Source organism: Vibrio maritimus (assembly GCF_021441885.1).
GTDB classification, from domain to species: domain Bacteria; phylum Pseudomonadota; class Gammaproteobacteria; order Enterobacterales; family Vibrionaceae; genus Vibrio; species Vibrio maritimus_B.
Genome location: NZ_CP090438.1, coordinates 2594298 through 2618452 on the forward strand (window position 1 = coordinate 2594298; position 24155 = coordinate 2618452).

The 24155-nt window shown below is 46.9% G+C and carries 19 protein-coding genes; 9 read left to right on the forward strand and 10 right to left on the reverse strand.

What is annotated here, in order from left to right:
* Positions 1 to 172 precede the first annotated feature (172 nt).
* On the reverse strand, positions 173 to 1249 hold the full coding sequence (gene apbC / locus LY387_RS11755; protein WP_234494253.1) for an iron-sulfur cluster carrier protein ApbC: 1077 nt from the start codon (positions 1247 to 1249) through the stop codon (positions 173 to 175).
* Positions 1250 to 1426: 177 nt separating this feature from the next.
* Here apbC and metG point away from each other — a divergent pair, with 177 nt between their 5' ends.
* The 3 genes from metG to LY387_RS11770 all read left to right on the forward strand — a co-directional run bounded on the left by metG (position 1427) and on the right by LY387_RS11770 (position 5393).
* A complete protein-coding gene (metG, locus tag LY387_RS11760; protein WP_234494254.1) occupies positions 1427 to 3487 on the forward strand; it encodes a methionine--tRNA ligase in 2061 nt (686 codons plus the stop codon).
* A 206-nt stretch (positions 3488 to 3693) separates the two neighbouring features.
* Positions 3694 to 4500, forward strand: coding sequence for a hypothetical protein (locus tag LY387_RS11765; RefSeq protein WP_128649060.1), 807 nt, complete (start codon positions 3694 to 3696; stop codon positions 4498 to 4500).
* Between the two features lie 104 nt (positions 4501 to 4604).
* Positions 4605 to 5393: a hypothetical protein gene (locus LY387_RS11770; RefSeq protein ID WP_234494255.1), complete on the forward strand. Its 789-nt coding sequence runs from the start codon at positions 4605 to 4607 to the stop codon at positions 5391 to 5393.
* A 26-nt stretch (positions 5394 to 5419) separates the two neighbouring features.
* On the opposite strand, the gene fadR is transcribed toward LY387_RS11770, so the two are convergent.
* Entirely contained in the window at positions 5420 to 6259 is an 840-nt protein-coding gene (gene fadR / locus LY387_RS11775; RefSeq protein ID WP_234494256.1) for a fatty acid metabolism transcriptional regulator FadR, read from the reverse strand.
* 690 nt (positions 6260 to 6949) lie between these two features.
* Between fadR and nhaB the strand changes: the two genes are divergently transcribed.
* Both nhaB and dsbB read left to right on the forward strand, forming a co-directional pair.
* The gene (gene nhaB, locus LY387_RS11780; protein ID WP_234494257.1) at positions 6950 to 8542 is read left to right on the forward strand and encodes a Na(+)/H(+) antiporter NhaB; all 1593 of its coding nucleotides are present in this window, start codon (positions 6950 to 6952) and stop codon (positions 8540 to 8542) included.
* Between the two features lie 80 nt (positions 8543 to 8622).
* Positions 8623 to 9165 (forward strand): disulfide bond formation protein DsbB, encoded by a 543-nt coding sequence (gene dsbB / locus LY387_RS11785; protein WP_234494258.1) that lies wholly within the window; start codon positions 8623 to 8625, stop codon positions 9163 to 9165.
* Between the two features lie 99 nt (positions 9166 to 9264).
* Here the strand turns inward: dsbB and LY387_RS11790 are convergent, their stop codons facing one another.
* Entirely contained in the window at positions 9265 to 9867 is a 603-nt protein-coding gene (locus LY387_RS11790) for a YecA family protein (RefSeq protein WP_234494259.1), read from the reverse strand.
* 122 nt (positions 9868 to 9989) lie between these two features.
* Between LY387_RS11790 and dusC the strand changes: the two genes are divergently transcribed.
* Positions 9990 to 10952 (forward strand): tRNA dihydrouridine(16) synthase DusC, encoded by a 963-nt coding sequence (gene dusC, locus LY387_RS11795; RefSeq protein ID WP_234494260.1) that lies wholly within the window; start codon positions 9990 to 9992, stop codon positions 10950 to 10952.
* Between the two features lie 9 nt (positions 10953 to 10961).
* Here the strand turns inward: dusC and malZ are convergent, their stop codons facing one another.
* The 4 genes from malZ to LY387_RS11815 form a co-directional block, all read right to left on the reverse strand.
* Positions 10962 to 12794 (reverse strand): maltodextrin glucosidase, encoded by a 1833-nt coding sequence (malZ, locus tag LY387_RS11800; protein WP_234494261.1) that lies wholly within the window; start codon positions 12792 to 12794, stop codon positions 10962 to 10964.
* A 151-nt stretch (positions 12795 to 12945) separates the two neighbouring features.
* Positions 12946 to 13740: an ABC transporter ATP-binding protein gene (locus LY387_RS11805; protein WP_042474051.1), complete on the reverse strand. Its 795-nt coding sequence runs from the start codon at positions 13738 to 13740 to the stop codon at positions 12946 to 12948.
* On the reverse strand, positions 13737 to 14678 hold the full coding sequence (locus tag LY387_RS11810; RefSeq protein ID WP_042474049.1) for an ABC transporter permease: 942 nt from the start codon (positions 14676 to 14678) through the stop codon (positions 13737 to 13739). Before LY387_RS11810 ends, LY387_RS11805 begins: the two co-directional genes overlap by 4 nt.
* Before the next feature lie 81 nt (positions 14679 to 14759).
* Positions 14760 to 15725 carry an ABC transporter substrate-binding protein gene (locus tag LY387_RS11815; RefSeq protein WP_234494262.1) on the reverse strand — a complete coding sequence of 322 codons (966 nt, stop codon included), beginning with the start codon at positions 15723 to 15725 and terminating at the stop codon, positions 14760 to 14762.
* 396 nt (positions 15726 to 16121) lie between these two features.
* On the opposite strand from LY387_RS11815, the gene LY387_RS11820 reads away from it, so the two are divergent.
* A complete protein-coding gene (locus LY387_RS11820; RefSeq protein WP_234494263.1) occupies positions 16122 to 17216 on the forward strand; it encodes a PQQ-dependent sugar dehydrogenase in 1095 nt (364 codons plus the stop codon).
* Positions 17217 to 17341: 125 nt separating this feature from the next.
* Here the strand turns inward: LY387_RS11820 and yfbV are convergent, their stop codons facing one another.
* The gene (gene yfbV / locus LY387_RS11825; RefSeq protein ID WP_234494264.1) at positions 17342 to 17794 is read right to left on the reverse strand and encodes a terminus macrodomain insulation protein YfbV; all 453 of its coding nucleotides are present in this window, start codon (positions 17792 to 17794) and stop codon (positions 17342 to 17344) included.
* A 335-nt stretch (positions 17795 to 18129) separates the two neighbouring features.
* Here yfbV and LY387_RS11830 point away from each other — a divergent pair, with 335 nt between their 5' ends.
* Both LY387_RS11830 and pta read left to right on the forward strand, forming a co-directional pair.
* Positions 18130 to 19326: an acetate kinase gene (locus LY387_RS11830; protein ID WP_006070029.1), complete on the forward strand. Its 1197-nt coding sequence runs from the start codon at positions 18130 to 18132 to the stop codon at positions 19324 to 19326.
* A 131-nt stretch (positions 19327 to 19457) separates the two neighbouring features.
* A complete protein-coding gene (gene pta, locus LY387_RS11835; protein ID WP_234494265.1) occupies positions 19458 to 21602 on the forward strand; it encodes a phosphate acetyltransferase in 2145 nt (714 codons plus the stop codon).
* A gap of 73 nt (positions 21603 to 21675) precedes the next feature.
* Here pta and LY387_RS11840 read toward each other — a convergent pair whose 3' ends face one another.
* Complete coding sequence (locus tag LY387_RS11840) at positions 21676 to 22848, reverse strand: hypothetical protein (protein WP_234494266.1); 1173 nt, start codon at positions 22846 to 22848, stop codon at positions 21676 to 21678.
* A 142-nt stretch (positions 22849 to 22990) separates the two neighbouring features.
* Entirely contained in the window at positions 22991 to 23872 is an 882-nt protein-coding gene (locus LY387_RS11845) for a Tim44 domain-containing protein (RefSeq protein ID WP_128649052.1), read from the reverse strand.
* Between the last annotated feature and the right edge of the window lie 283 nt (positions 23873 to 24155).

Below are 24155 nucleotides of genomic sequence, written 5' to 3' on the forward strand. Positions count from 1 at the left end.
ATATGGTGGTGAGGACAAAACCGCGTAATTATATGGACATCATTCATTAGATACTAGTCGATATCTCACTTATTTGACCTCCAATTTTGCCTTCGCTCAAAGAATGGAGAAATGCAATCGATTACCCACTAGCGCCGCGTTTTAAACATAGCCAACACATGTCATATCATGGCTATTCCACCATCTTGAACATGATCGAGTCTGGTTTGGCTTTACCGCTCCAAAATAGATCGGCGCACACACGCTCTGCGAGTTCTTGATAGATAATCGCGTGTTCACTTCCTGGGTTTGAAACCACGGTCGGCGCACCATTATCAATCGACTCACGAATGTCGATGTGCAGAGGCACTTGACCGAGAAGGTTTAATCCGAACTTAGACGCCATCCACTCTGCGCCACCAGCGCCAAAGATATGCTCTTTCGAGCCGCATTGGCTGCAAATGTGATAGCTCATGTTTTCTACAATACCCACCACTGGTACCGAGACTTTCTCAAACATAGCAGCACCTTTAATCGCATCAGCAAGGGCAAGGTCTTGGGGTGTGGTCACAATCAGCGCCCCCGTCACAGGAATTTGCTGAGATAAGGTTAGCTGAATATCCCCCGTACCCGGTGGCATATCGATGACTAGGTAATCCAGATCTGGCCATTCTGTTTCATTGAGAAGCTGAGCTAGTGCCTTGGAGGCCATTGGGCCGCGCCATATCGCCGCGTCATCGGTACTCATTAAATAGCCAATAGATTGAGTGTAAATGCCATGCGCGGGTACAGGCTGCATCCACTTACCATCACGAACGTCTGGATGAGCATCAATCTGGCCAAGCATAATAGGAATTGAAGGACCATAGACATCCGCATCCAAGATGCCCACTTTGGCACCCAACTTACTGATGGCCAGTGCCAAGTTCACCGCCGTGGTTGACTTACCAACGCCGCCTTTCGCTGACGTAACCGCAATGACGTTTTTGACGCCTTTTATCTCTGTCGCAACCGTGGTTTCCAGTGACTTAGTATTGACAGACACAGAGTAAGAAAATTTAGCAACGTCGCCACTGCTTTGTTTCGCGTCAATCCAGTTTGCTAGAGCTTCTCGTGCTGAGAGATTGGCAAATGGTAAGGCAATTTGAAACTCTCCAGAGGCGGCAACCTTAACCACATCAGGGACTTCGCTCCACCCCAACTTAAGGTTTGAGTACGTGAACTCCCCCAGCCATTGGCAAAAATCTTGTTTCGATTCAAACGTGCGCATCTTGCTTTCCTTATTATTGTTAGTCTTTCGCTAATCTTTCTAAGATTAGCACTCACTTAGCTGAACCAGAACCCTAAAAAAGTTGGGGAGATTGATACTGGATACCTTGGAGTCATGCCACGCATCATGTAGTATTAGCCAATATTTTTACTCTGAATAAAGAAAGCGAAACAAAGTATGGCAACCGATCCAAGAAAATTGTTGGTCACTTGTGCACTACCGTACGCTAACGGCTCTATCCACTTAGGTCATATGCTTGAGCATATCCAAGCGGATATTTGGGTGCGCTACCAACGTCTACGTGGCAACGTAGTAAACTTCATTTGTGCTGATGATGCTCACGGCACACCAATCATGCTGAAAGCGCAGCAGATGGGGATCACGCCTGAAGAAATGATCGCAGCGGTTAGCGAAGAGCACCAAAAAGACTTCGCTGGCTTTGATATCAGCTTTGATAACTATCACAGCACACACTCAGAAGAGAACCGTGAGCTTGCGTCTCACATCTATCTTGAGCTGAAAAAGAACGGCTTTATCTCTAGCCGTACCATTTCTCAGCTGTTTGATCCTGAGAAAGAAATGTTCCTACCGGACCGTTTTGTAAAAGGTACTTGCCCGAACTGTAAGTCTGAAGACCAGTACGGTGACAACTGTGATAACTGTGGTGCAACGTACAGCCCGACGGAACTTATCAACCCTCAGTCTGCGGTATCTGGCGCTACACCGGTAATGAAAGATTCTGAGCACTTCTTCTTCGATCTACCTCAGTTTGAAAGCATGCTTCAAGAGTGGACTCGCTCTGGCTCGCTGCAATCTGAAACTGCGAACAAGATGCAAGAGTGGTTCGAATCAGGCCTACAGCAGTGGGATATCTCTCGCGATGCACCTTACTTCGGTTTCGAAATCCCAGGTGAAAAAGGCAAGTTCTTCTACGTATGGCTAGATGCACCAGTTGGTTACATGGCGTCATTCAAGAACCTATGTAACAAACGCGACGATCTAGATTTCGACGAGTACTGGAAGAAAGACAGCTCAACGGAACTTTACCACTTCATCGGTAAAGACATCGTTTACTTCCACAGCCTATTCTGGCCAGCCATGCTAGAAGGCGCAGGTTTCCGTAAGCCAAACAACGTATTCGTACACGGCTACGTAACGGTAAACGGTGCGAAGATGTCTAAGTCTAAGGGCACCTTCATCAAGGCAGCTACCTACCTTGATCACCTAGACCCTGAATGTCTGCGTTACTACTACGCTGCCAAGCTGAACAGCCGTATCGATGATCTAGATCTTAACCTTGAAGACTTCACGCAGCGTGTCAATGCTGACGTCGTCAACAAGATTGTTAACCTAGCTTCTCGTAACGCTGGTTTCATCACTAAGCGTTTTGAAGGCAAGCTTTCTGACAACTTTGCAGAGCCTGAGCTATACAACGAGTTTGTTGCTGCTGCGGACCGCATTGCAGAGCTTTACGAGTCTCGTGAGTTTGGTCGTGCAATCCGTGAGATCACGGCGCTAGCAGACAAAGCGAACCAATATGTTGACGAGAAAGCACCTTGGGTTGTTGCTAAAGAAGAAGGCAAAGACCAAGAGCTTCAAGACATCTGTTCAGTCGGTATCAACCTATTCCGCGTTCTGATGACTTACCTGAAACCGGTCATGCCAGCATTGGCTGCTCGCACCGAAGCGTTCCTAAACGAAACGCTAACTTGGGAAGGCATTGCCGCGCCGCTAACTGGCCATGAAATCACTAAGTTCAAGGCGCTGTTTAACCGTATCGATCCTAAGAAAGTGGAAGCCATGATCGAAGCTTCTAAGGAAGATGCAGCAGCAGAAGTAGCAGCGAAGGAAAAAGCAGAAGCTGAGAAGAACAAAGCAAGCCAAACTGAGCTTGATAAAGATCCTATCGCTGATGAGATCGAGTTTGACGACTTTGCTAAGGTGGATATGCGTATTGCACGTATCATCTCTTGTGAAGAGGTACCAAAAGCAAACAAGCTACTTAAGTTCCAGCTAGACATCGGTGGCGAAACGCGCCAAGTGTTCTCTGGCATTAAGTCTGCGTACAAGCCTGAAGAGCTAGAAGGCAAGCTAACGGTTATGGTAGCAAACCTCAAACCTCGCAAGATGAAGTTTGGTATGTCTGAAGGCATGATCCTAGCAGCGGGCCCTGGTGGCAGTGATCTATGGATCCTAGAGCCGCACGAAGGTGCTCAGCCAGGTATGCGCGTCATGTAATTGACCATTTTATCGCTAGACTAAAGCCAGCATTTTTGCTGGCTTTTTTTGTGACCAAATTCACAAATAAAGTGCACTTGCACCATGAGCAAGCAGTTCCTTATACCCCAAAAGTATTAACTCATTGTTTTATAAGCATATTCAACATTGGCACTCGCCTTGCTCTGATTGGAGTGAGAGCGATAAACGACGTAAAGGAGGTCGTTATGTTTGTGTTGATATCTCTAGTCCTATCATTAGGTATTTTGGCTGCTATCTATCACTACGCAAAAGTGACAGAGGCAAAAGTAGAACGTAAGTATCAACTTGTGGTGCATTTACGTGAGCTCGTCACCTTGATTCGACAGCATCGCACGGCCACACACTATCAGCTGATGTTTGACCAAAAGAAAGTAAAGCAATTAGAGAAAATCGAAATTGCGATGGAGGAGTCCTGCCTTAAACTGGTCAATGTCGCTCATTTTGACAATAAACCCTTGTACCGAGTATTGCATAGCAACGTTAAGCTTCTTACTCGCTCTTGGAAAAAGCACAGTGTTAGTAAGAATCAGATTGTGCACGGGAAACTCATTCGACAAACGCTATTTCTTGTCGACGAGATCTTCATGGCCTGGCTCATGGATGTCGATCGCGAAGAGCTTCAGCAAGAATATCGTAATGTCTGGCAAGGCGTGATTGACTCATTAGATTGCCTTACACAGCTGCGTATCTGTATCGATGGTGCCGATAGCGAACTGGGTAAACAACGAATCCTTCATTACTGTAAGCAGATGCACAGAAAAGTGAATCACCTAAGCCTGGTCGGCCCCCTTTCGGTGCCATCACCTATGTACAGTACTACGATCACTAAGATTGAAGAGCTGATTTCGCACCCGGAAACGTCGTTAGATAAAGAGTCTTTGTATCAGCTTACCTCTGAGTTATCAGAGCTTATCTTTACTACCTACGATGGATTGGTGAGTGAAATTGCGAGTGATCTCTATCAACCTGTACCAAGTATTATGACAGTCTAATTATGTCACTTACCTTTCATAATCAATAAGTAAGGTAAGTGGACAAAAGAATTAACCCAAGCAACTTAGTGTTTATAGTGCTTGGGTTTCGCAGGGAGGCGAGAATGAATTATCCAAGAGTAAGAACCTCAAAAACAGTGCGCCGCATGTTTAGCACTGCATCCTATCGTGGTGTCAGCGATGAGTGTTACTACCAACGCTTAGCAGACCTACGAAAGCTAATTGCATTACTCAGGCTCCATCGAGAAGCCACACACTACAGCTTGCTGTTTGGACACAATAACCAGCGCCAACTGGCATCTGCACAATCTCAGTTGGTCTCGCTCTTAGAAAGCAAAGCGATGGGCAGGCTAGTGGGCTTTGACGATATAAAAGCCTCAGTGTCGTTACAACTGAGAAGTTGGAGCCAGCAAAGTGTCAGAGACAATCAGTTGGTCCACAGTCAGTTGATTCGAGATGCACTTATCCTCGTTCAAGATACGATATCTTCTTGGGCTAAAGCGGACGGGCAGACTCACTTGCTGGTGACTCAGCGCAAAAGCTGGCAAATGATTGTGCCCTATATGGATACATTGACCACTCTAAGGCTGCACATTGCGACACTTGAAGCCCAAGAGAGTCAAGCAGCTATCAACTCACTGTGTCATCAACTCACACATCAATTATCAGAGCTGTATGTCAGTCAAGATCTAAGCCTACAACAACATTTGCATGACGGCTTATTACAGCTTCTCTCAGAAGTCGACTATCATCAATCACTCGACGAATTGAAAGAGAGACTCTATCGCATCACGTCACAGCTTTCGGAGCTTATTTTCCACTGCTACGACAGAACGGTAACAACGGTTGCTCAATCGGTCTACTCAACCTTACCCAAGATTGCTGTGGCATAAAAAAACCGCCTCTCGGCGGTTTTTTATTAGCTATCGTCTTCGGTGAAGCTTGTTGGCAGTGTGGTCTTCATCTGATTCCAGATTTGACCACTCTCCATACCATACTGACGAATCACATTTGGTAATCTGTCGCGATCACCCGTTTGGCATAGCTCTAACAAGTCTTTGTAGAAGTTAAGCGCCAGGGTACGTGCCTCAGGGTTCGAGAAATAGTAAGAGCCTACACGATCATAGAGCTTCTTAAGACCGTTGAAGATCAAACCATAGATTTGGTTACCAGAATGGAATGCCAAACGCTGGAACAACGAGTAATCGTAAAAGTTAAACGTTTGAGCAATCAGTGCGGATTGGCGAGCGACTTCGTCTTTTTCACCATCATCTTTTACGTGCTGCTTCAACTTATCTGCATAAGGTGAAGACTCGATAAACGCATCCCAAGACTCAGCATTAAGCAAGCTTTCACAAGATTCAATAATACCTTCGATAGTACGCTCTGAATTCTCTTTATTGGCTTTAAATGCATAACGCATAAAGATTGGGCTGATGTTAGTGCGCGCCGCAAGCAAGTCTTCAACAATTGAAGTCGCGTTGTCGGCATCCAACGTCATTAACGTATCAAGGATATGCAGACCTGAGGTCTCCATAAATTGGTTTACTTTCGTTGGTTTACCGTGCTGGATAGTTAGCCATCCATCACGAGCCAAACGTTGCAACACCTCACGTAGTGTTGTTCGAGTTACCCCAATTAGTTCTGACAGCTCACGCTCAGCTGGGAGAATTGAGCCTGGAGGGAAACGGCCGTTCCAGATGCTCTCAATTATATACTTTTCAGCGAACCCTGCTGGGCTCTTCGCCTTAATTACCATTATGGGGTGTTTCCAATTTCATTTTATTCGTAGTTGTATAGAACTCATCATACCACTACTTCAAGATTTTGGTAAACCTACACTACTTATCTATGTAACAATAACAAAATAGAGTAATAACTCCATTTTGACATTTACGACGCTGTAACCATTTATGGGTATGAAGCATGATTATTACAGATTTATTTACATTTCATTAATCATACAAGCCACTGAATTATATATAAAACACCAATAGCATCACCCACCCCTATCAATAAGATATTTCCGATCAATTCGTCAGAATAACCCTAAAAAACATGCTTTTTTGGCTGTTGTGATTGGCATATCATCGTCGAGCGGTGTTTTATGAAGAACATAGTCCGGCAAGAAAAGTTCAATCATTGGCTAAGTCCATGTTTAGCTTATTTCGTATAGATCGCGTTTTTGGCAAAAAGTACCTTTTTCACTATGTCGAAAGGTAATTTTTGTTGACTAAATCTTACCGAAGAGTAGAGTTGCGGGCGAAGCAAGGAGTGCTTAGCAGCTGAGGGACTTGGCAAGTGAACATTCTCCCCACTCCGTTTGTGAAGTGTGTAATTTTTGTTCGTTTTCTAAGTTTTTTAATTCTGCCGATTTATTTGGAAGCCCACTCAAATACTCTTCGTACCCTTTGCTACTGTCGATTAATAACAACATAAGAGTATTCCCATGCCGATGTCCCTTGGAAATGCATTTATCAAGAACTTTCTTGGTAAGGCACCCGATTGGTATAAACTAGCGATCATCGCTTTCCTGATTATCAACCCGATCGTTTTCTTCTTGGTTAACCCGTTCGTTGCAGGTTGGCTACTAGTCATAGAATTCATCTTCACGCTAGCAATGGCGCTCAAATGCTACCCGCTGCAACCCGGCGGTCTACTTGCGATTCAAGCCGTTGCGATAGGAATGACCAGTCCAGAAATGGTGATGCACGAGCTTATCAATAACATCGAAGTGTTATTGCTATTGGTCTTCATGGTTGCTGGTATCTACTTTATGAAGCAGCTTCTGCTGTTCATTTTCACCAAGATACTTCTCGGCATTCGCTCCAAAGCCATTCTGTCATTGGCATTCTGTTTTGCCGCAGCGTTCCTATCTGCTTTCTTAGACGCCCTAACTGTTATTGCCGTTGTTATCAGCGTATCCGTTGGCTTCTACTCGATCTACCACAAAGTAGCGTCGGGTAAGAACTACGGTTCATCTCACGACCATACTCAAGATGGTGAGATCACCGACCTGACTCGTAATGACCTCGAAGACTACCGTGCATTCCTGCGTTCACTTCTGATGCATGCTGGTGTCGGTACAGCGCTTGGTGGTGTAATGACTATGGTGGGTGAACCGCAAAACCTCATCATTGCAGGTCAAGCAGGATGGGAATTTGGTGAGTTCATCATTCGTATGTTGCCTGTTACTGGTCCTGTTCTTATCTGTGGTCTAGCTACCTGTCTCATGGTAGAGAAGCTAGGAGTGTTCGGCTACGGTGCTAAACTTCCTGAGAACGTTCGTCAGATTCTGGTTGAGTTCGACCGTGAAGAGCGTAAATCTCGTACTAAACAAGACGTAGCGAAGCTTTGGATTCAGGGCGCTATCGCAGTATGGCTGATTGTTGCACTGGCGATGCACTTGGCTGCAGTAGGTCTAATCGGTCTATCTGTTATCGTTCTAGCGACGGCATTTACTGGTGTTATTGAAGAGCACTCAATGGGTAAAGCATTTGAAGAAGCACTGCCGTTTACCGCTCTACTCGCTGTTTTCTTCTCAATTGTTGCTGTGATTGTTGACCAAGGTCTGTTTAAGCCAATTATCGATGCAGTACTTCACATCGAAGATAAGGGCACACAGCTGGCATTGTTCTATATTGCTAACGGCGTGCTGTCTATGGTGTCAGATAACGTATTCGTCGGCACCGTGTACATTAACGAAGTGAAGACAGCGCTTATCGAAGGCATTATCACTCGTGACCAGTTCGACCTTCTGGGCGTAGCAATCAACACAGGTACTAACCTACCTTCAGTTGCAACACCGAACGGTCAAGCCGCATTCCTGTTCTTGCTCACATCGGCACTGGCTCCGCTCATCCGTCTATCTTACGGCCGAATGGTTATCATGGCACTGCCGTACACTATCGTGCTATCTATCGTAGGTCTGCTTGGCATCATCTATCTTGTTGAGCCTATGACAGCATGGTTCTACGACGCGGGCTGGATTGTTAAGCACACTGGCGAAGTAGTTGGGAGCGCTATCTCATCTGGGCACTAATTTTTAGTTGATTGTGAAACTAATCCACGTTAAAAAGCTCTGAGTATTCAGAGCTTTTTTATTTCAACAAGGATGTGACAGTGACACTTCTATCCAACATCAAAGCATTTTCAAAGACGCGACTGTCTTGGGGCTTGCTACTTCTCTCCGTTATTTTTTTCGAACTGAGCGCTCTCTTCTTCCAGCATGTTATGCAGCTCGCACCATGCGTGATGTGTATTTATGAGCGTGTCGCGATGTTTGGCATTGGTGGCGCTGCACTTATCGGCATTATCAACCCTAAGAATACGCTGATTCGCTGGCTAGGCCTTGGCGCTTGGGGTGCTTCATCGATTAAAGGGCTGACCTTGTCACTAGAGCATGTGGACTACCAGTTTAACCCTTCTCCGTTTAAAACATGCGACCTGTTTGTGACCTTCCCAGATTGGGCTCCACTGAACGAATGGGCTCCGTGGCTGTTTGAAGCGTATGGTGATTGTTCTAAGGTTGTGTGGCAGTTCTTGTCGCTGTCTATGCCACAGTGGCTGGTTGTTATCTTTGCGGGTAACTTAGTGGCGCTGGCTATTGTTGTGATTTCTCAGGGAGCGAAGGTGTCATCGGCTAGAAAGCGTGGTTTTCAATAATACGGCGATGCGACGATAGGAACTAGCCTGTGGTTCTCCCCCTAAGATTAGGGGGAGCTAGAAGGGGTACTTGCGATGAACTCGCAGCATGTCGCTTATCTATTTCCCACAACACTTCTTAAACTTATTCCCACTCCCGCATGGGCAAACATCATTACGCCCTATCCCTTTGAACGGGTTAACCGTCTGCGATTGGTGTCCCACCATCATTTCATCCGCCGCCATAGCAACTTCGTTAACCATCGCATCTAATTGCGGTGCTAGATCAGCGTAAGTTGGCAGTTGCTCAAAGCCCGCATCACGCATCTGTGCATGTGTCTGCTCTTCATCCATCGCTAACATTAACGTGGTTAGTAGCGCTTGAAGCATCCGCTCCGTGCCATCTGACAGCGCTTTGCCTTGCCACTGCCCCTCAACAACAGGCCAAACGGTCATAAAGCCCTCAGCAAAATCGGCTGCAAGCTCTTGGTTATCATCAAGCAGTGCCAAAAGAGCGTATTGGTTGGTTTTGAGCAGAGCATATTGCGCATGAAGGTGCTCTACCACCCAAGACTCTTGAGCTTGGGTATAGTCGCTCACCACTGTGGATAGCCAAGCCTCTGGCTTCAATGGCTCGGTCGCGAAGTTAGCTGCTAGGATTGCGCCTTCGATAAACGCGCTAGATTCGCCTGCCCAGTCTGCAGGAAGCTCGATGAATTTCATTTGCTCATTACACTAATCAAAATTTGCCGCAAGTATATTTACCTCGTGTACGAAACACAATGGTCGATTCTTTGTTCTATAACGGGTAGAATCCCCGCTCCCTGATTATGATGAGAACTGGTATGCGTGTTGTTTTGGGCCCGATGGAGGGTGTGTTAGATCATTTAATGCGAGAAATTCTTACCGAGATCAATGACTACGATCTGTGCGTAACGGAATTTGTTCGCGTTGTTGACCAAGCACTACCCGATCACGTGTTCTACCGCTTATGTCCCGAGCTCGCTCAAGGCTCTATGACTAAGTCAGGTACGCCAGTCCATATTCAGTTGCTCGGACAAGACCCTCGCTGGATGGCAGAGAACGCCGTTAAGGCCGCGTCACTTGGCGCGCGAGGCATCGACCTTAACTTTGGCTGCCCTGCCAAACTTGTCAACAAGAGCAAAGGTGGTGCAGCGCTGCTTCAACACCCAGAGCTCATACACAATGTTGTCAAAGCGTGCCGTGACGCGGTGGACCCGTCTATCCCCGTCACAGCGAAGATTCGCTTAGGCTGGGAAAACCCAGAGGACTGCTTTGAGATCGTTGATGCCATCGAGCAAGCAGGTGCTAACGAGCTGACCGTGCACGCGCGCACCAAAACTGGTGGCTACAAAGCAAGTGAAATCAAGTGGGAATACATCAACGAGATCCGTAAAAAGACCACTCTACCTTTGATTGCCAATGGTGAGATTTGGAACTTTGCCGATGGGCAACGCTGTATTGAAACGACAGGCGTTGATTCGTTGATGGTGTGTCGAGGCGCGTTTAACGTGCCAAACCTAGGTAATGTAGTGAAGCACAATCACACTGCAATGCCATGGCACGAAGTGGTGGAGCTCCTTCTGGTTTATTCCACTTACGAGATCAAGGGTGATAAAGGGCTTTACTATCCTAATCGCGTTAAACAATGGTTCTCGTATCTTCGTCAGCAGTATCCAGAGGCGGCAGAGCTATTTCGTGAGATCCGCACCTTCAACAAAGCCGCGCCTATTGTTGAACATATTCAACACTACCGCGACAAGGTCTTGGCGACCCTGCCGCAGTAACGCTTTGTCTTATCGACGTAGCAGTATTGAACCTTCCGCTGCTATGTCGATATCAAGTTTCCCATCGATAACCTCAGCGTGCTGACCACTCAGTGGGCACGCAAACGACGCGCTCTCAATGCCTAACTTCCAAATCGGCAGCGTTAGCTTTTTGCTCTCAGCGCTCAAGTTGAAACCACTTAGCACAACATCGTCACCAAACTGTCTCGCAAAGACCAGGCTCTCTTTGTCCACATGCATTGGGATAAAACTGCCCTTTTGCAATGCCGTAGAGTCTTTTCTCAACGCAATAAGCTTTTTGCAGTAAGGAAGCCATTGGCTTGTCTCTACTCGCTCCCACGGGAAGCAGCGGCGGTTATCAGGGTCGTGCGTGCCCTCCAAACCCACTTCGACACCGTAATAGAGGCAAGGCGTACCCACGTAAGTCATGAGTAGCTGCATCGCAATAGCAAATCGCTCGCTGTTACTTTCAAGCGTAGTCAGGAAGCGTTCTGTGTCATGGCTATCAAGTTGGTTGAGCTGAGCAAGTTGATTGCTCCAAGGCACCTTAGCGGCGGCCTCTTGCAGCCAATTCAGAAACTCCACGCAATCTATCTGGATTGGGTCAAAGGCAATATCTTTACCTGCAAGTAACGCGCGCACGGGATGCGCAAAGCCATAGTAATTCATCGCGCCATCTTCTTGATCACCTTGAAGCCATTGGGTCGCTTCAAAGAAGTGCTCGCCCAGCATGTATGAGTCAGGATTCACCGACTTCATCGACGCTCGAAACTCACTGACGTAGTGAGCATTGTTCGTCGCACCTTCGCCTTCTCCCAGCATATGAATAACGTCAAATCGCCAGCCATCAATGCCATAAGGAGGCTTTAGCCAGTGCTTGATTACTGAGTTATCATCCTGATAGATATGGCTTTTAACATCTTGGTTGTGGAAGTTAAGAACAGGGAGAGTATCAATACCTTTCCATCCTACATAGCGCTTAGAATCCCCTTCAAAAAAGTAGTAATCACGATGTGGGCTCTGAGAAGATGTGTAGGCTCCGTTATACTCGCCACTGATGTCAAACCAAGGGTGCGACACCGATGTGTGATTGAGCACGGCATCGAGTACGACTTTCATGCCTCTTTGATGAAGGTTTTCTGTGAGTGATGCGAACTGCTGGTTGGTACCGAGTTTTGGATCAACGGAATAATAATCGACGGTGTCATACTTATGGTTGGTATATGACGTAAAAATCGGATTCAGGTACAAGGTCGTAATACCCAACTCCTGAAGGTAGTCGAGCTTAGCCTCGATACCAGCTAGGTCGCCGCCATAAAATTCAACCGCACCTGAGTCACCGTGTGTGCCAACGGGTTCACCCCACTGTTTTTTTATCGACTCACGTTTTCGGTTTGGGTATTGGTACTCACCGCTTTCAACTCCGATACTTGGGTCGCCATTATTAAAACGGTCAGGGAAAATTTGATAGAAGACCTGTTCAGAGACCCATTCTGGCGGCTGGTGTACTCGATTAAACTTGAAGTGATATTCACGACCAGGCATACGACTTTGAATCCCGCGTGCATCCAGCCAGCGCTGACTTGTTGAGGTTAGCGCTTTGAACACATAATAGGTCACGTCCTTGTCGGCGCTTAGCGGCAAGGTCGCTTGCCAAATCTCAAGCTCACCTTTGGCGCCAGACTTAGACATATCTATTAGATATTCTTCGTTGTCAGGCTCATGACGAAGCTTAATCTGCTCGAAAGCGCCTTTTTCAGAAAACACGCTCACGGTAAGTTGGTCACCTTGCCTAACCAAGCCATCTTGGGTTTGTGGGTGATAAAGAAATGGTTGGGTCATTATGATTCTTCTATAAAAGGGAACGAGGTACAGTAATTGTAGAAGAATCACATAGATAAAAAATCCCCCTTCAAATTGAAGAGGGATCACGGTTTGTAGGCGTAGCTAACGGTAAGAGTCAGGCTGAGCCCAACCTAGATTCAATGAGTGACTAACTCAGTAGCAAGCTATCATCAGCAAGTTCCTCACCGCGCACTTTAGAGAACATCTCGAGTAAGTCGGGTACCTGCATATTGGCGCGCTGCTCCCCTTCTACATCAAGCACAATCTCGCCTTGGTGCAGCATCACTGTTCGGTCACCACAGGCCAACGCATCTTTCATGGAATGCGTCACCATCATAACCGTCAGGTTAAACTCCTTGATTACCTTTTTAGTGAGATCGATAACGAACGCGGCCATGCGCGGATCGAGCGCAGCCGTATGCTCATCCAATAGCAGCAGTTTACTATCGGACAAAGTGGCCATAACCAAACTCACGGCTTGTCGCTGTCCACCGGACAACAAACCAATATTGTCGCCCAATCGATCTTCTAAACCTAAGCCAAGAATGCTGATGCGCTCTTGAAACAGCTTACGGCGTTTACTGGATAGAGAAAGACTCCAGCCGCGCTTCTTTCCACGCATGTACGCCAGTGCCATGTTCTCTTCAATCGAAAGGTCGCCACATGTACCAGCGAGGGGGTCCTGAAACACTCGTGCACACTGATTCGCTCGCTGATCAACGGTTTGTCGAGTCACGTCCATATCATCAATTAGCACACGACCACCAACCATAGGCGTTTCACCAGTAACCGCACCTAGTAACGTCGATTTGCCAGCTCCGTTCGAGCCTATCACCGTCAAAAACTGATGCTCTGGCACTTCAAGATTTACCCCTTTCAGTGCTCGATTTTCTAGGATAGTCCCCGGATTGAAGGTTACTTGAATATCTTCTAATCGAATCATGCTGTATTCCCCGTGTTGCCTGATTGAGAGACCGCTTTACTCTTAGCAGGCTTAACGACCTTTTTTGCTTTGAGGTTTCCTTTTATCTTCGGTGCGATAAGCGCGGCTGCGACTAGTACCGCTGTAACTAAGTTAAGATCGGAAGCTTGAAGACCAAACATTCCAGTACTCAACGCGAAGGCAACAGCAAGTCGATACAACACGGAACCGACAATAACCGCCGTGACCGCAACCCAGATCTTTCGCCCAGGAATTAAGGTTTGACCCAAAATAACCGCCGCAAGGCCAACCACTATGGTACCCACACCAGAAGTCACATCAGCGAAGCTGTTGGTCTGTGCGAACAAAGCGCCTGCAAACCCCACAAAGCCATTCGACAAGGCCAAGCAAAAATAGGTATAAAACGAGGTACTGGCACCCTGTGCTTTCACCATTCGAGCATTAACACCTGTCGCACGAAGCCCCAGACCAAAATCACTATTTAGCAACCTGACGACAAACCATGCAGAGATTAGAACAAGGACGCCAACCACTAAAGGTCGAACATACATTGCATCACCCATCATCTCGAAAGGCGTGAGAATGGTGTCTTCTCCTAGCAGCGCCATATTGGGTCTGCCCATAATTCGAATATTGATGGAGAACGCTGCAATCATGGTCAAAATAGACGCCAGCAAGTGAAGAATGCCACAGCGCACGGCGAGAAAAGCCGTTACCCAACCTGTTGCCGCACCCGCGACGATCGCCATGGCCGTTGCGACCCAAGGGTTAATGCCCGCGACAATTGCCGTCGCCGCAACAGCCGCACCCATTGGAAAGCTGCCATCAACACTCAGATCGGGGAAGTCGAGGACTCGAAAGGTAAGGTAGACACCCAAGGCAACCAGTCCGTAGATAAGACCAATTTCAAGGGCTCCAAAAAATGCAAAAGCAGACATAACAACTCCTCTGCTGTTTAACAAATGAAGGCTCAATAAAAAAGCTGGACCCAGGGGTCCAGCTAAATCTTGATACCAGCGTTACTTGACGTCAGTTGCGCGGTCCATGACCGTTTTAGGAATCGCAAGTCCCAGTTTTTTCGCAGCCGTCGCGTTGATAACTAAGTCAGAACCTTTCGCCACCTTCACATCAATCTTACCAGGGTCTTCACCTTCTAAGATTTTCGCGACGTAATCCGCTGTTTGAACGCCGATTTGGTAGTAGTCAAAGCCAAGGCTTGCCACTGCGCCACGCTCAACGTAAGACGTTGCAGCACCAAACACAGGTGTTTTAGCTTGGTTTGCTGACACGATCATGCCTTCAATAGCACTTGCTACTGTGTTGTCGATCAAAGCGTAGATGATGTCTGATTTCGCTGCGATCGCTTGTGTTGCTGTCTGTACATCAGCACTCTTTAGCGCTGTTGCTTCTACCAGCTCAATACCACGTTTCTCAGTGCTTTCTTTCAGAAGCTTCATCAAACTCACTGCGTTCGCTTCACCTGGGTTATAAACCACACCAATGCTTTTCACATCAGGCATGATTTCTTGAATTAACTCAACGTGTTGGTCTACAGGTGATAGATCAGAAAGACCCGTGACGTTTTTGCCTGGCTGCTCAAGCTTTTTCACCAGCTTGGCACCCACAGGGTCTGTCACTGCCGTAAATACAACTGGGATATCACGAGTTGCCGAGACCAGTGCTTGCGCCGTTGGTGTTGCAATACCGACAAGTACATCAGGGCGCTCACCGACATATTGACGTGCTATCTGCACGGCAATCGCTGGGTTACCTTGTGCCGTTTTATAATCAAAATCTAGGTTCTTTCCTTGCTCGTAGCCTTTCGCTTTCAAACCATCGACCAAGCCTTGGCGAGTTGCATCCAATGCCGGGTGCTCAACAATTTGAGATACCGCGACTTTTGCGGTTTTCGCCATAATGCTGGCAGACGATAGTAGCGCCACACCAGTTAATGCTGCAGTGACAATTAACTTGCTTGCTTTCATCTTAACTCCTTGATTAAGCAGCCCTGATTCGTCCTTTTAGAAGACTCATCAATCGGGGAATGAGGTGTAATTTGTAATTTACACTTTGATTGTTATTTTTTAACTTCCTGTTACTTCTACCAGTTAGCCAACCAAAATGAAAGATGTTATTAACATCCACGTTAGATAAACGTGCTATTCGTATCCTTTCGCAACCAACATTTAAACAAATGCGTACAAACAGCGATACATGCGACTAATATTTACTCAAAAACCAGCGTAATCCATTTTTGACAAAAGTGAAGCTTTGTGAATGCATTTCTGTGAAAGATGTCTATATTCATACAGATAGCGTAATCGTTGCTCATACTTGTTACGTATCACAACCATCCAGCTTTGACTCCAAGGAAGAGAGACATGCGACAGTTAATCCTTATTCCACTCCTTTTCTTCATCGCGCTTTCAGGGCAGGCACGAGAGTTTGAAGGCAGCCAACTGGAAAAAATCACCACCGTTAATGGCGTACCTTGGTCGATTGTGCATTTAGATGACAACACACTTCTCGTGGCACTTCGAGACGGTAACTTGCTATTAGTCGATACCGTTAAAAACACGCAATCAAAGGTGGCGGGAGTACCAAAGGTATACGCATCTGGCCAAGGTGGGCTGATGGATATACACCCAAGCCCTACTGAAGCTAACGTGTACTATTTCACCTACGCGAAACCCGTTGGAAAAGGCGGAGCACCCACTCTGGCTAAAGCGACGTTGGATGGTTCCAGTCTGTCTAATTGGCAAGATCTGTTTACCAGCAACGTCCCCGTAACCTCTGGCAGACACTTTGGGAGTCGCATTGCATTTGATGACAAGGGATTGGTCTACATGACTATTGGCGACTCTGGAGACAGAGATACCGCCCAACAAACGGATAATCACGCAGGCACTATCGTTCGTCTCAACCCAGATGGCTCGATTCCTAAGGACAACCCATTTGTGGACAAAGAAGGGTTCCAACCGGAGATCTATTCCTACGGTCATCGCAATCCTCAAGGTATTGTATTTGACAGCGAAAGGCAGCAGTTATGGTCGATAGAGCACGGCCCAAGAGGCGGTGATGAGCTCAACCTTATCAGTGCAGGCTTGAACTATGGATGGCCAATCACCTCTCATGGGAAGGAGTACTGGGGTCCTATCAACGCCGGTGACGCGCAAGAAAAAGAAGGGATCGAATCACCAAAGAAAGTCTACATCCCGTCAATTGCGCCTGGTTCACTGCACTTATACCAAGGCGAGGAATTTCCAAGACTTAACGGCATTTTGTTGATTGGTGCACTAAAACTCACCCACATCAACATTCTCGATGTGAATGAAACAGGCCAGGTGCTGGAAGAGCGCCGCTACTATGAAGACCTAGGAGAGCGCGTTCGAGATATCACCACCGATAGCCAAGGAAATGTTTGGTTTAGTACCGATAGTGGTGCGATATACAAAATTAGCCGAGCCTTTCAGTAACAACGTTAGGCTCTTTCGGAAAGATACCCATTGACACAAGGCACTTCAGTTACTCAAGGCATAGGCAAGACATGAAAAAGCCCAGCTCGATGAGCTGGGCTTTGTTGTTTAGTTCAGATGAGTCCTTAGAACCAGCGGTCAAAATCGCTGCGGTCTAACTGACGAAAAGCACGGTTCAGCGTCATCGCCAGTTCTTTGTACTTGGGTTTTGCCTTAACAGGCTCCATCGCACAACCAGATTCAACAATTTTTTGGTGAAGCTCTCGATACCAAGATGCGAGTGCCGGTGGAAGCTGTGTGTTGTAACGATTCCCCAGCCACCACATACCCTGAACCGGCATGCTAATAGCGAATAAAGCAATCACGATTGCTTGTGGCAAAGCATGAGCGTTATTGAAGGCCATTTGCGTCAGCACACTGATCGCTGCAACCGCTGGCATGACTTTTATACCGAAGCGCGTCGCCTTTATGATGCGCTGTTCTGGAAACAAGGGAGTCAGTTCCTTGCGCATCGGCCAAAGTTCCATGTACTTTTGACCATTTTTTATACTCTGAGTCAGACTTGCTCTCTCGCTCATAGCTAACCTCACTAAAAAAAAGTTGAACTATTCAACTAAATCAGCAAAATATTGACGGAAGTTAATATTCTTTCAAATTTATTTTGTTATCTTCTGTCATTATCGTTATTCTTTGCGAATCCTCAATCTCATTGTTGTCTTTATTTACAAATAAGGCAACCGTCGAGATGACCGTCGCAAGGACGCTAATGTGGTTTTCTTGGGAAAATCGCATATTATTATACGGCAATTGATGATTTTATGACCAAGAGTGATAGGCATTTTTCGTCGCCTCTCAGTCTTGAGATACGTTTACATCCTTGATCCCCGATCAGATAAAATACAGGTAACCTCTAATGTCTAAGCTGGTTTTAGTTTTAAACTGCGGCAGTTCTTCTCTTAAGTTCGCCATCGTTGATGCAGAAAACGGTGATGAGCACCTAACAGGTCTTGCAGAATGTCTTCACCTTCCAGAAGCTCGTATCAAGTGGAAACTTGACGGTAAACACGAAGCTCAACTAGGTGATGGCGCTGCTCACGAAGAAGCACTAGCGTTCATGGTAGAAACTATCCTTGCTTCTAAGCCTGAGCTAAAAGCAAACCTAGGCGCTATCGGTCACCGTATCGTTCACGGTGGCGAGCAATTCACATCTTCTGCACTAATCACAGACGATGTACTTAAAGGTATCGAAGACTCTGCAACATTTGCTCCTCTTCACAACCCTGCTCACATCATCGGTATCGAAGCGGCGAAGCACAACTTCCCTGAGCTTAAGAACGTAGCGGTATTTGACACTGCGTTCCACCAAACTATGCCTCAAGAGTCTTACCTATACGCTCTACCGTACAACCTGTACAAAGAGCACGGCATCCGTCGCTACGGCATGCACGGTACTTCTCACCTATTCATCGCACGTGAAGCAGCTGAGCTACTTGGTAAGCCAGCTAACGAACTGAACATCATCAACTGCCACCTAGGCAACGGTGCTTCTGTTTGTGCTATCAAAAACGGTGAATCTGTAGACACTTCTATGGGTCTAACTCCGCTTGAAGGTCTTGTAATGGGTACTCGTTGTGGTGACATCGACCCTGCTATCATCTTCCACCTACACGACGCTCTTGGCTACTCTGTTGAGCAAATCAACAACATGCTAACGAAAGAGTCTGGCCTTCTAGGTCTAACTGAAGTGACTTCTGACTGTCGTTTCGTTGAAGACAACTACGGTGAGAAAGAAGAAGCAACACGTGCAATGGACGTGTTCTGCCACCGCCTAGCTAAATACGTAGCTGGCTACACTGCATCTCTTGACGGTCGTCTAGATGCTATCGTGTTCACTGGTGGTATCGGTGAAAACTCTGCACCAATCCGCGAGATGGTTCTAAATCGTCTAGGCGTATTCGGCATCGAAGTTGACGGTGAAGCTAACCTTAAAGCTCGTTTCGGCGGCGAAGGTACTATCACTGCAGCAAGCAGCCGCATCCCAGCAATGGTTATCTCTACTAACGAAGAGCTAGTCATCGCTGAAGACACTGCACGTCTAGCAGGTCTTTAATTTCAAAACTGGCTAACCTAGGTTAGCCAGTTTTCATATTGGGCTCAGTGAAACATTTGCTTGCGCTTTTTTTGCAATTCATCGAACCACTGAGTTTCTTCCCCCTATATATAGTTTGAGGTACTCAAAGAATGTCCCGTACTATTATGCTTGTACCTACTAGCGCTGGTGTCGGTCTTACTAGTGTTAGCATGGGTGTCCTGCGTGCAATGGAGCGTAAGGGTGTAAACGTATCGTTTTACAAACCTGTTGCTCAGCCTCGCCATGGTGGCGACCAGCCAGATCTAACTTCTTCTATCGTCGGTAACAGCAGCGACATGAAAGTGGGTCAACCACTTCCAATGTCAGAAGCAGAAACCCTGATTGGTAACGAGAAGCTAGACGTGCTTCTAGAAACGATCGTTGAGCGTTACAACCAAATCAACAAAGATGCGGACGTGACACTTATCGAAGGTCTTGTACCAACTCGCAAGCACCCGTTTGCAAATGCAATCAACGAAGAGATCGCTAAGACACTTGGCGCTGAAATCGTATTCGTTGCAACGCCAGGTACAGACAACCCGAGCCAGCTTAAAGAGCGTATCGAAGTTGCATGTTCTAACTACGGCGGCACTAAGAACAAAAAGATCTCTGGCGTTATCATCAACAAACTGAATGCCCCAGTTGATGAAGCAGGTCGTACTCGTCCAGATCTTTCTGAAATCTTTGACGATGCAGACACAGCTCAGCAAGCTAACCTTGAAGTCATGCAGATCTTCAACACTAGCCCAATTCGTGTTCTAGGCTGCGTGCCTTGGAAGATCGACTTGATTGCGACTCGTGCTGTCGACATGGCAGAGCACCTAAACGCTGAAATCATCAACGAAGGTGACATCGCTAAACGTCGCATCAAGAGCATCACGTTCTGTGCACGTTCACTGCCTAACATGATCGAGCACTTCAAGCCTGGCTCTCTACTAGTAACTTCAGCGGATCGTCCAGACGTTATCGTTGCAGCAGCACTAGCAGCGATGAACGGTGTTGAAATCGGCGCGATCCTACTAACAGGTGGCTACGACGTACCAGCAGAGATCACTGACCTAATCAAGCCTGCGCTAGACACAGGTCTACCAATCTTCAAGGCACAAGGTAACACTTGGCAAACGTCTCTAAACCTACAGAGCTTCAGCCTTGAAGTTCCTGCAGACGATAAAGAGCGTATCGAGTTCGTTAACGAGCACGTTGCTGGTCACATCGACGGTCCTTGGATTGACTCTCTACTTGAAGGCACTGTTGGCGGTCGTAAGCTTAGCCCACCAGCATTCCGTTACCAGCTAACTGAGCTTGCTCGCAAAGCTGGCAAGCGTATCGTTCTTCCTGAAGGTGACGAGCCACGTACAGTTAAAGCTGCAGCTATCTGTGCTGAGCGCGGTATCGCGGAATGTGTGCTTCTTGGTAACCCTGAAGAAATCAAACGTGTTGCTGCTCAGCAAGGCGTTGAACTAGGTGCTGGCGTTACTATCATCGATTCTGATGCAGTACGTGAAAACTACGTTGCTCGCTTGGTTGAGCTACGTGGCGCGAAAGGTATGACTGAGGTTGTTGCTCGTGAGAAGCTACAAGATTCTGTATACCTAGGCACTATGATGCTTGAAGCGAACGAAGTTGACGGTCTAGTATCAGGCGCTGTTCACACAACAGCGAACACTATCGTTCCTCCGTTCCAAATCATCAAGACTGCTCCAGGTACATCTATCGTATCGTCAATCTTCTTCATGCTTCTGCCTGATCAAGTATTGGTATACGGTGACTGTGCGATCAACCCAGACCCAACGGCTGAGCAACTTGCTGAAATCGCTATCCAGTCTGCAGATTCTGCAGCAGCGTTTGGTATTGAACCACGCGTTGCAATGATCTCTTACTCTACTGGTGAGTCTGGTAAGGGTGCTGACGTAGATAAAGTACGTGAAGCAACGAAACTGGCTCAAGAGAAACGTCCTGATCTTATCATTGACGGTCCTCTACAGTACGATGCGGCAATCATGGAGAACGTAGCGGCTTCTAAAGCACCTAACTCTCCAGTTGCAGGTAAAGCGACAGTATTTGTATTCCCAGACCTAAACACTGGTAACACAACATACAAAGCGGTACAGCGTTCAGCAGACCTAGTCTCTATCGGTCCAATGCTGCAAGGTATGCGCAAGCCAGTTAACGACCTGTCACGTGGCGCACTAGTAGACGACATCGTTTACACAGTTGCATTGACTGCGATTCAATCTGGTCAAGAGCAAAACTAATTTTGTTCTAGCTGAATGACAAAAGCCTCCGAATGGAGGCTTTTTTAATGCGTTGAAGATGGCTATTGCTTTGTTAGAACACTTCGTTGACATGGAAGTAAAAGGTACCGCCGTGCTCGCCGTAGCCGATGTCAGCACGGACATTGACCTTGTCTTTAATCTTGAATCTAAAGCCGGTACCAGCACTTGCCAAGGTGTTATCCCAGAGCCCAGACACATTTTCCGATACGGTGCCAGCAGCACCCCAGAACACAACCCCAACACGCCAGTAAACAGGAAGACGATACTCAACCTGCCCCATCATCATCTGGTTATCACGATAGCGACCGAGGACATAACCACGCATCGCATCTGCTCCACCAAGATCAGGTAATTGATTCCAAGGCACATTACCTGAGGTTAGGTTGGCTTGTACCTGCCATGCCAACAAGCCCGGCACGGGTGCTAGTGAATGATATTGCGACGCCTTGAGCGAGTACTTACCAAAGTTTTCAGAATTGGTCGCATCATGGTACAAGCCCAAATCCGCTTGCAGCAAGGTTCCCTTCGTTGCATTGGTGACATTATCTCGAGTATCAAAAACATTCGATACGAAAACACCGTAGCTGGTATTATCAGTAAGCTCATCGGCTAAGTAATCACTATTCTGATTTTCGAACGTCTTGTCGTGAGGTCTCACTGATTTTATATTGCCGCCAAAACCCAAGAAGTAGTCGCCACTCACTCGTGTCAGCCACGTAGGTTTTATATCGACCACCTGCTCTTTGAAGTTAATCTTGTTACCGTCTTGCTGACCATTTTCATACCCTTGCCCGTAATACACAGCCGCATCATCAAAGACCTTGATATCGGTGTAGACTCGGTTATCACCCCCGTTGTAGAAGTGCTTATTACTGAACGTAATACCTATTGACCCGTTAGAGGAAGCGTAGGGATTAATCACCATCGATGACGGCTGGCCAGCCCCATCACTAGGGTCACCATATAGACCGACGTACAAAAGGCCAAGCCCCAGTCCTTGCTCTGGCGTATAGAACACCGCAGGAATGTAGCTCGAGTTCAGCCCCTTCTCCTTGTCGTACTCTGATTCCGCACCAAACACACCAAGAAAGCTATCCAGTTTGTCCGTAGTCGAGTTGGGCGTATGTTCGAACAAAGGCTCAATATGATCATCTGCGATTACGGAGACAGACAGACAAGCACTGCAGCCCATCGCAAGTAGAGAGTGCGCAAGTTTGGTATGCATGGATATAAGTAACTGAGGTCAATAATAAAGGCTGGGATTATAGAGGAAAAGCGTAACAAATGAGCATATTCAAATGTAAAAAAACTGCAGATTTTCATCTGCAGTTTTTTGTAATTGGTGTAGCTATGGTAACGAGAGGTTATTAACCTTGAATACCAACAATCAACCATGGTGCATTTGGAACCGTCAAGTCACGCTCTAGGTGCCAAATGTCTTCGATATCTTCTTCAATGTTTTCTACCGCATCGCGGTAACGACCAGAGAATTGTAGGCTTAGCTGCGCCTTATTCGCATCGTAGTCTGCTCGAACCACCTCAGCATCGACATACATTACATCGGTATGTTGCTCGCCTTCTAGCTTAGCACGCTCGCTGATTAGGTCTTGTAACAGGCTTGGCGACACATATTCTTCGATCGTATGTAGCTCGTTATGGTTCCAAGCACCTTGTAGGATACGGTAGTGCTCACGCGCACCATTCAAGAATGCTGCTTGATCAAAGCCCGGTGGGTAGTTATGAGGTACGTCGCTGTGACCTGCCGCACCAAAACCACCCGTCGATGCTGCGGATGCTGGCTGTTCAAAGTTTTGGAAGTTCGAAGGCTGCTCAAATTGCTGACGCGAATTGCCGCCGAAGGCTGGTTGCTGTCGCTGCTGGTTCATACTGCCCTGCTTAGCGCCAAGCATGCCTCGCATAAACTTAAAGATCACAAACGCAATCAGACCGAAGATCAAGATGTCCATGAAATTGATGCCTTCGAATGCGCCACCGAAGAATGCCGCAAGCAAGCCACCCGCCAATAGGCCGCCTAAGATACCACCCATCAGACCTTTCTTGCTGCTTCCAGCTTTGTTTTGATCCTGACGACTGATGTTATTCGTGTTTTGTTGCTGTTGCTTTGGTGCAGGAGCGGTTTTAAAGCTCTTACCAAATGATTTACCGCCACCGAATTTCTTTGCTTCGGCTACCGGATTCACCGCAACTGCTAGTACTAGCAGCGCGACGAAAGAAAATAAACGTTTCATTCTAGACCTTTAATTATATTGTTACGTCACGTCTTAAGTCCTATTTCGACTTACTACGCATCATATACTGAGCTTAGCATTAAAGAAATGTTTCTGAAGCTCCGACATGTTTCAGGATATTGCACGTTTGTTACGGTATACACAATACGAATCCGATTATTTTGTCATCAGCTCAGATTGCCGACGATCATCTCAAAAGTTAGCTGAAACCTTGAAACACAACGCTTCATTTGTTGACGCTACAGGGTCCCACCACTAAAATAACGAACCGTGTTCAATTAAG

Coding starts and splice junctions, on each gene's coding strand:
- apbC (WP_234494253.1), bottom strand. CDS start 1,249: ATGCGCACGTTTGAATCGAAACAAGATTTTTGCCAATGGCTGGGGGAG.
- metG (WP_234494254.1), top strand. CDS start 1,427: ATGGCAACCGATCCAAGAAAATTGTTGGTCACTTGTGCACTACCGTAC.
- LY387_RS11765 (WP_128649060.1), top strand. CDS start 3,694: ATGTTTGTGTTGATATCTCTAGTCCTATCATTAGGTATTTTGGCTGCT.
- LY387_RS11770 (WP_234494255.1), top strand. CDS start 4,605: ATGAATTATCCAAGAGTAAGAACCTCAAAAACAGTGCGCCGCATGTTT.
- fadR (WP_234494256.1), bottom strand. CDS start 6,259: ATGGTAATTAAGGCGAAGAGCCCAGCAGGGTTCGCTGAAAAGTATATA.
- nhaB (WP_234494257.1), top strand. CDS start 6,950: ATGCCGATGTCCCTTGGAAATGCATTTATCAAGAACTTTCTTGGTAAG.
- LY387_RS11790 (WP_234494259.1), bottom strand. CDS start 9,867: ATGAAATTCATCGAGCTTCCTGCAGACTGGGCAGGCGAATCTAGCGCG.
- dusC (WP_234494260.1), top strand. CDS start 9,990: ATGCGTGTTGTTTTGGGCCCGATGGAGGGTGTGTTAGATCATTTAATG.
- malZ (WP_234494261.1), bottom strand. CDS start 12,794: ATGACCCAACCATTTCTTTATCACCCACAAACCCAAGATGGCTTGGTT.
- LY387_RS11805 (WP_042474051.1), bottom strand. CDS start 13,740: ATGATTCGATTAGAAGATATTCAAGTAACCTTCAATCCGGGGACTATC.
- LY387_RS11810 (WP_042474049.1), bottom strand. CDS start 14,678: ATGTCTGCTTTTGCATTTTTTGGAGCCCTTGAAATTGGTCTTATCTAC.
- LY387_RS11815 (WP_234494262.1), bottom strand. CDS start 15,725: ATGAAAGCAAGCAAGTTAATTGTCACTGCAGCATTAACTGGTGTGGCG.
- LY387_RS11820 (WP_234494263.1), top strand. CDS start 16,122: ATGCGACAGTTAATCCTTATTCCACTCCTTTTCTTCATCGCGCTTTCA.
- yfbV (WP_234494264.1), bottom strand. CDS start 17,794: ATGAGCGAGAGAGCAAGTCTGACTCAGAGTATAAAAAATGGTCAAAAG.
- LY387_RS11830 (WP_006070029.1), top strand. CDS start 18,130: ATGTCTAAGCTGGTTTTAGTTTTAAACTGCGGCAGTTCTTCTCTTAAG.
- pta (WP_234494265.1), top strand. CDS start 19,458: ATGTCCCGTACTATTATGCTTGTACCTACTAGCGCTGGTGTCGGTCTT.
- LY387_RS11840 (WP_234494266.1), bottom strand. CDS start 22,848: ATGCATACCAAACTTGCGCACTCTCTACTTGCGATGGGCTGCAGTGCT.
- LY387_RS11845 (WP_128649052.1), bottom strand. CDS start 23,872: ATGAAACGTTTATTTTCTTTCGTCGCGCTGCTAGTACTAGCAGTTGCG.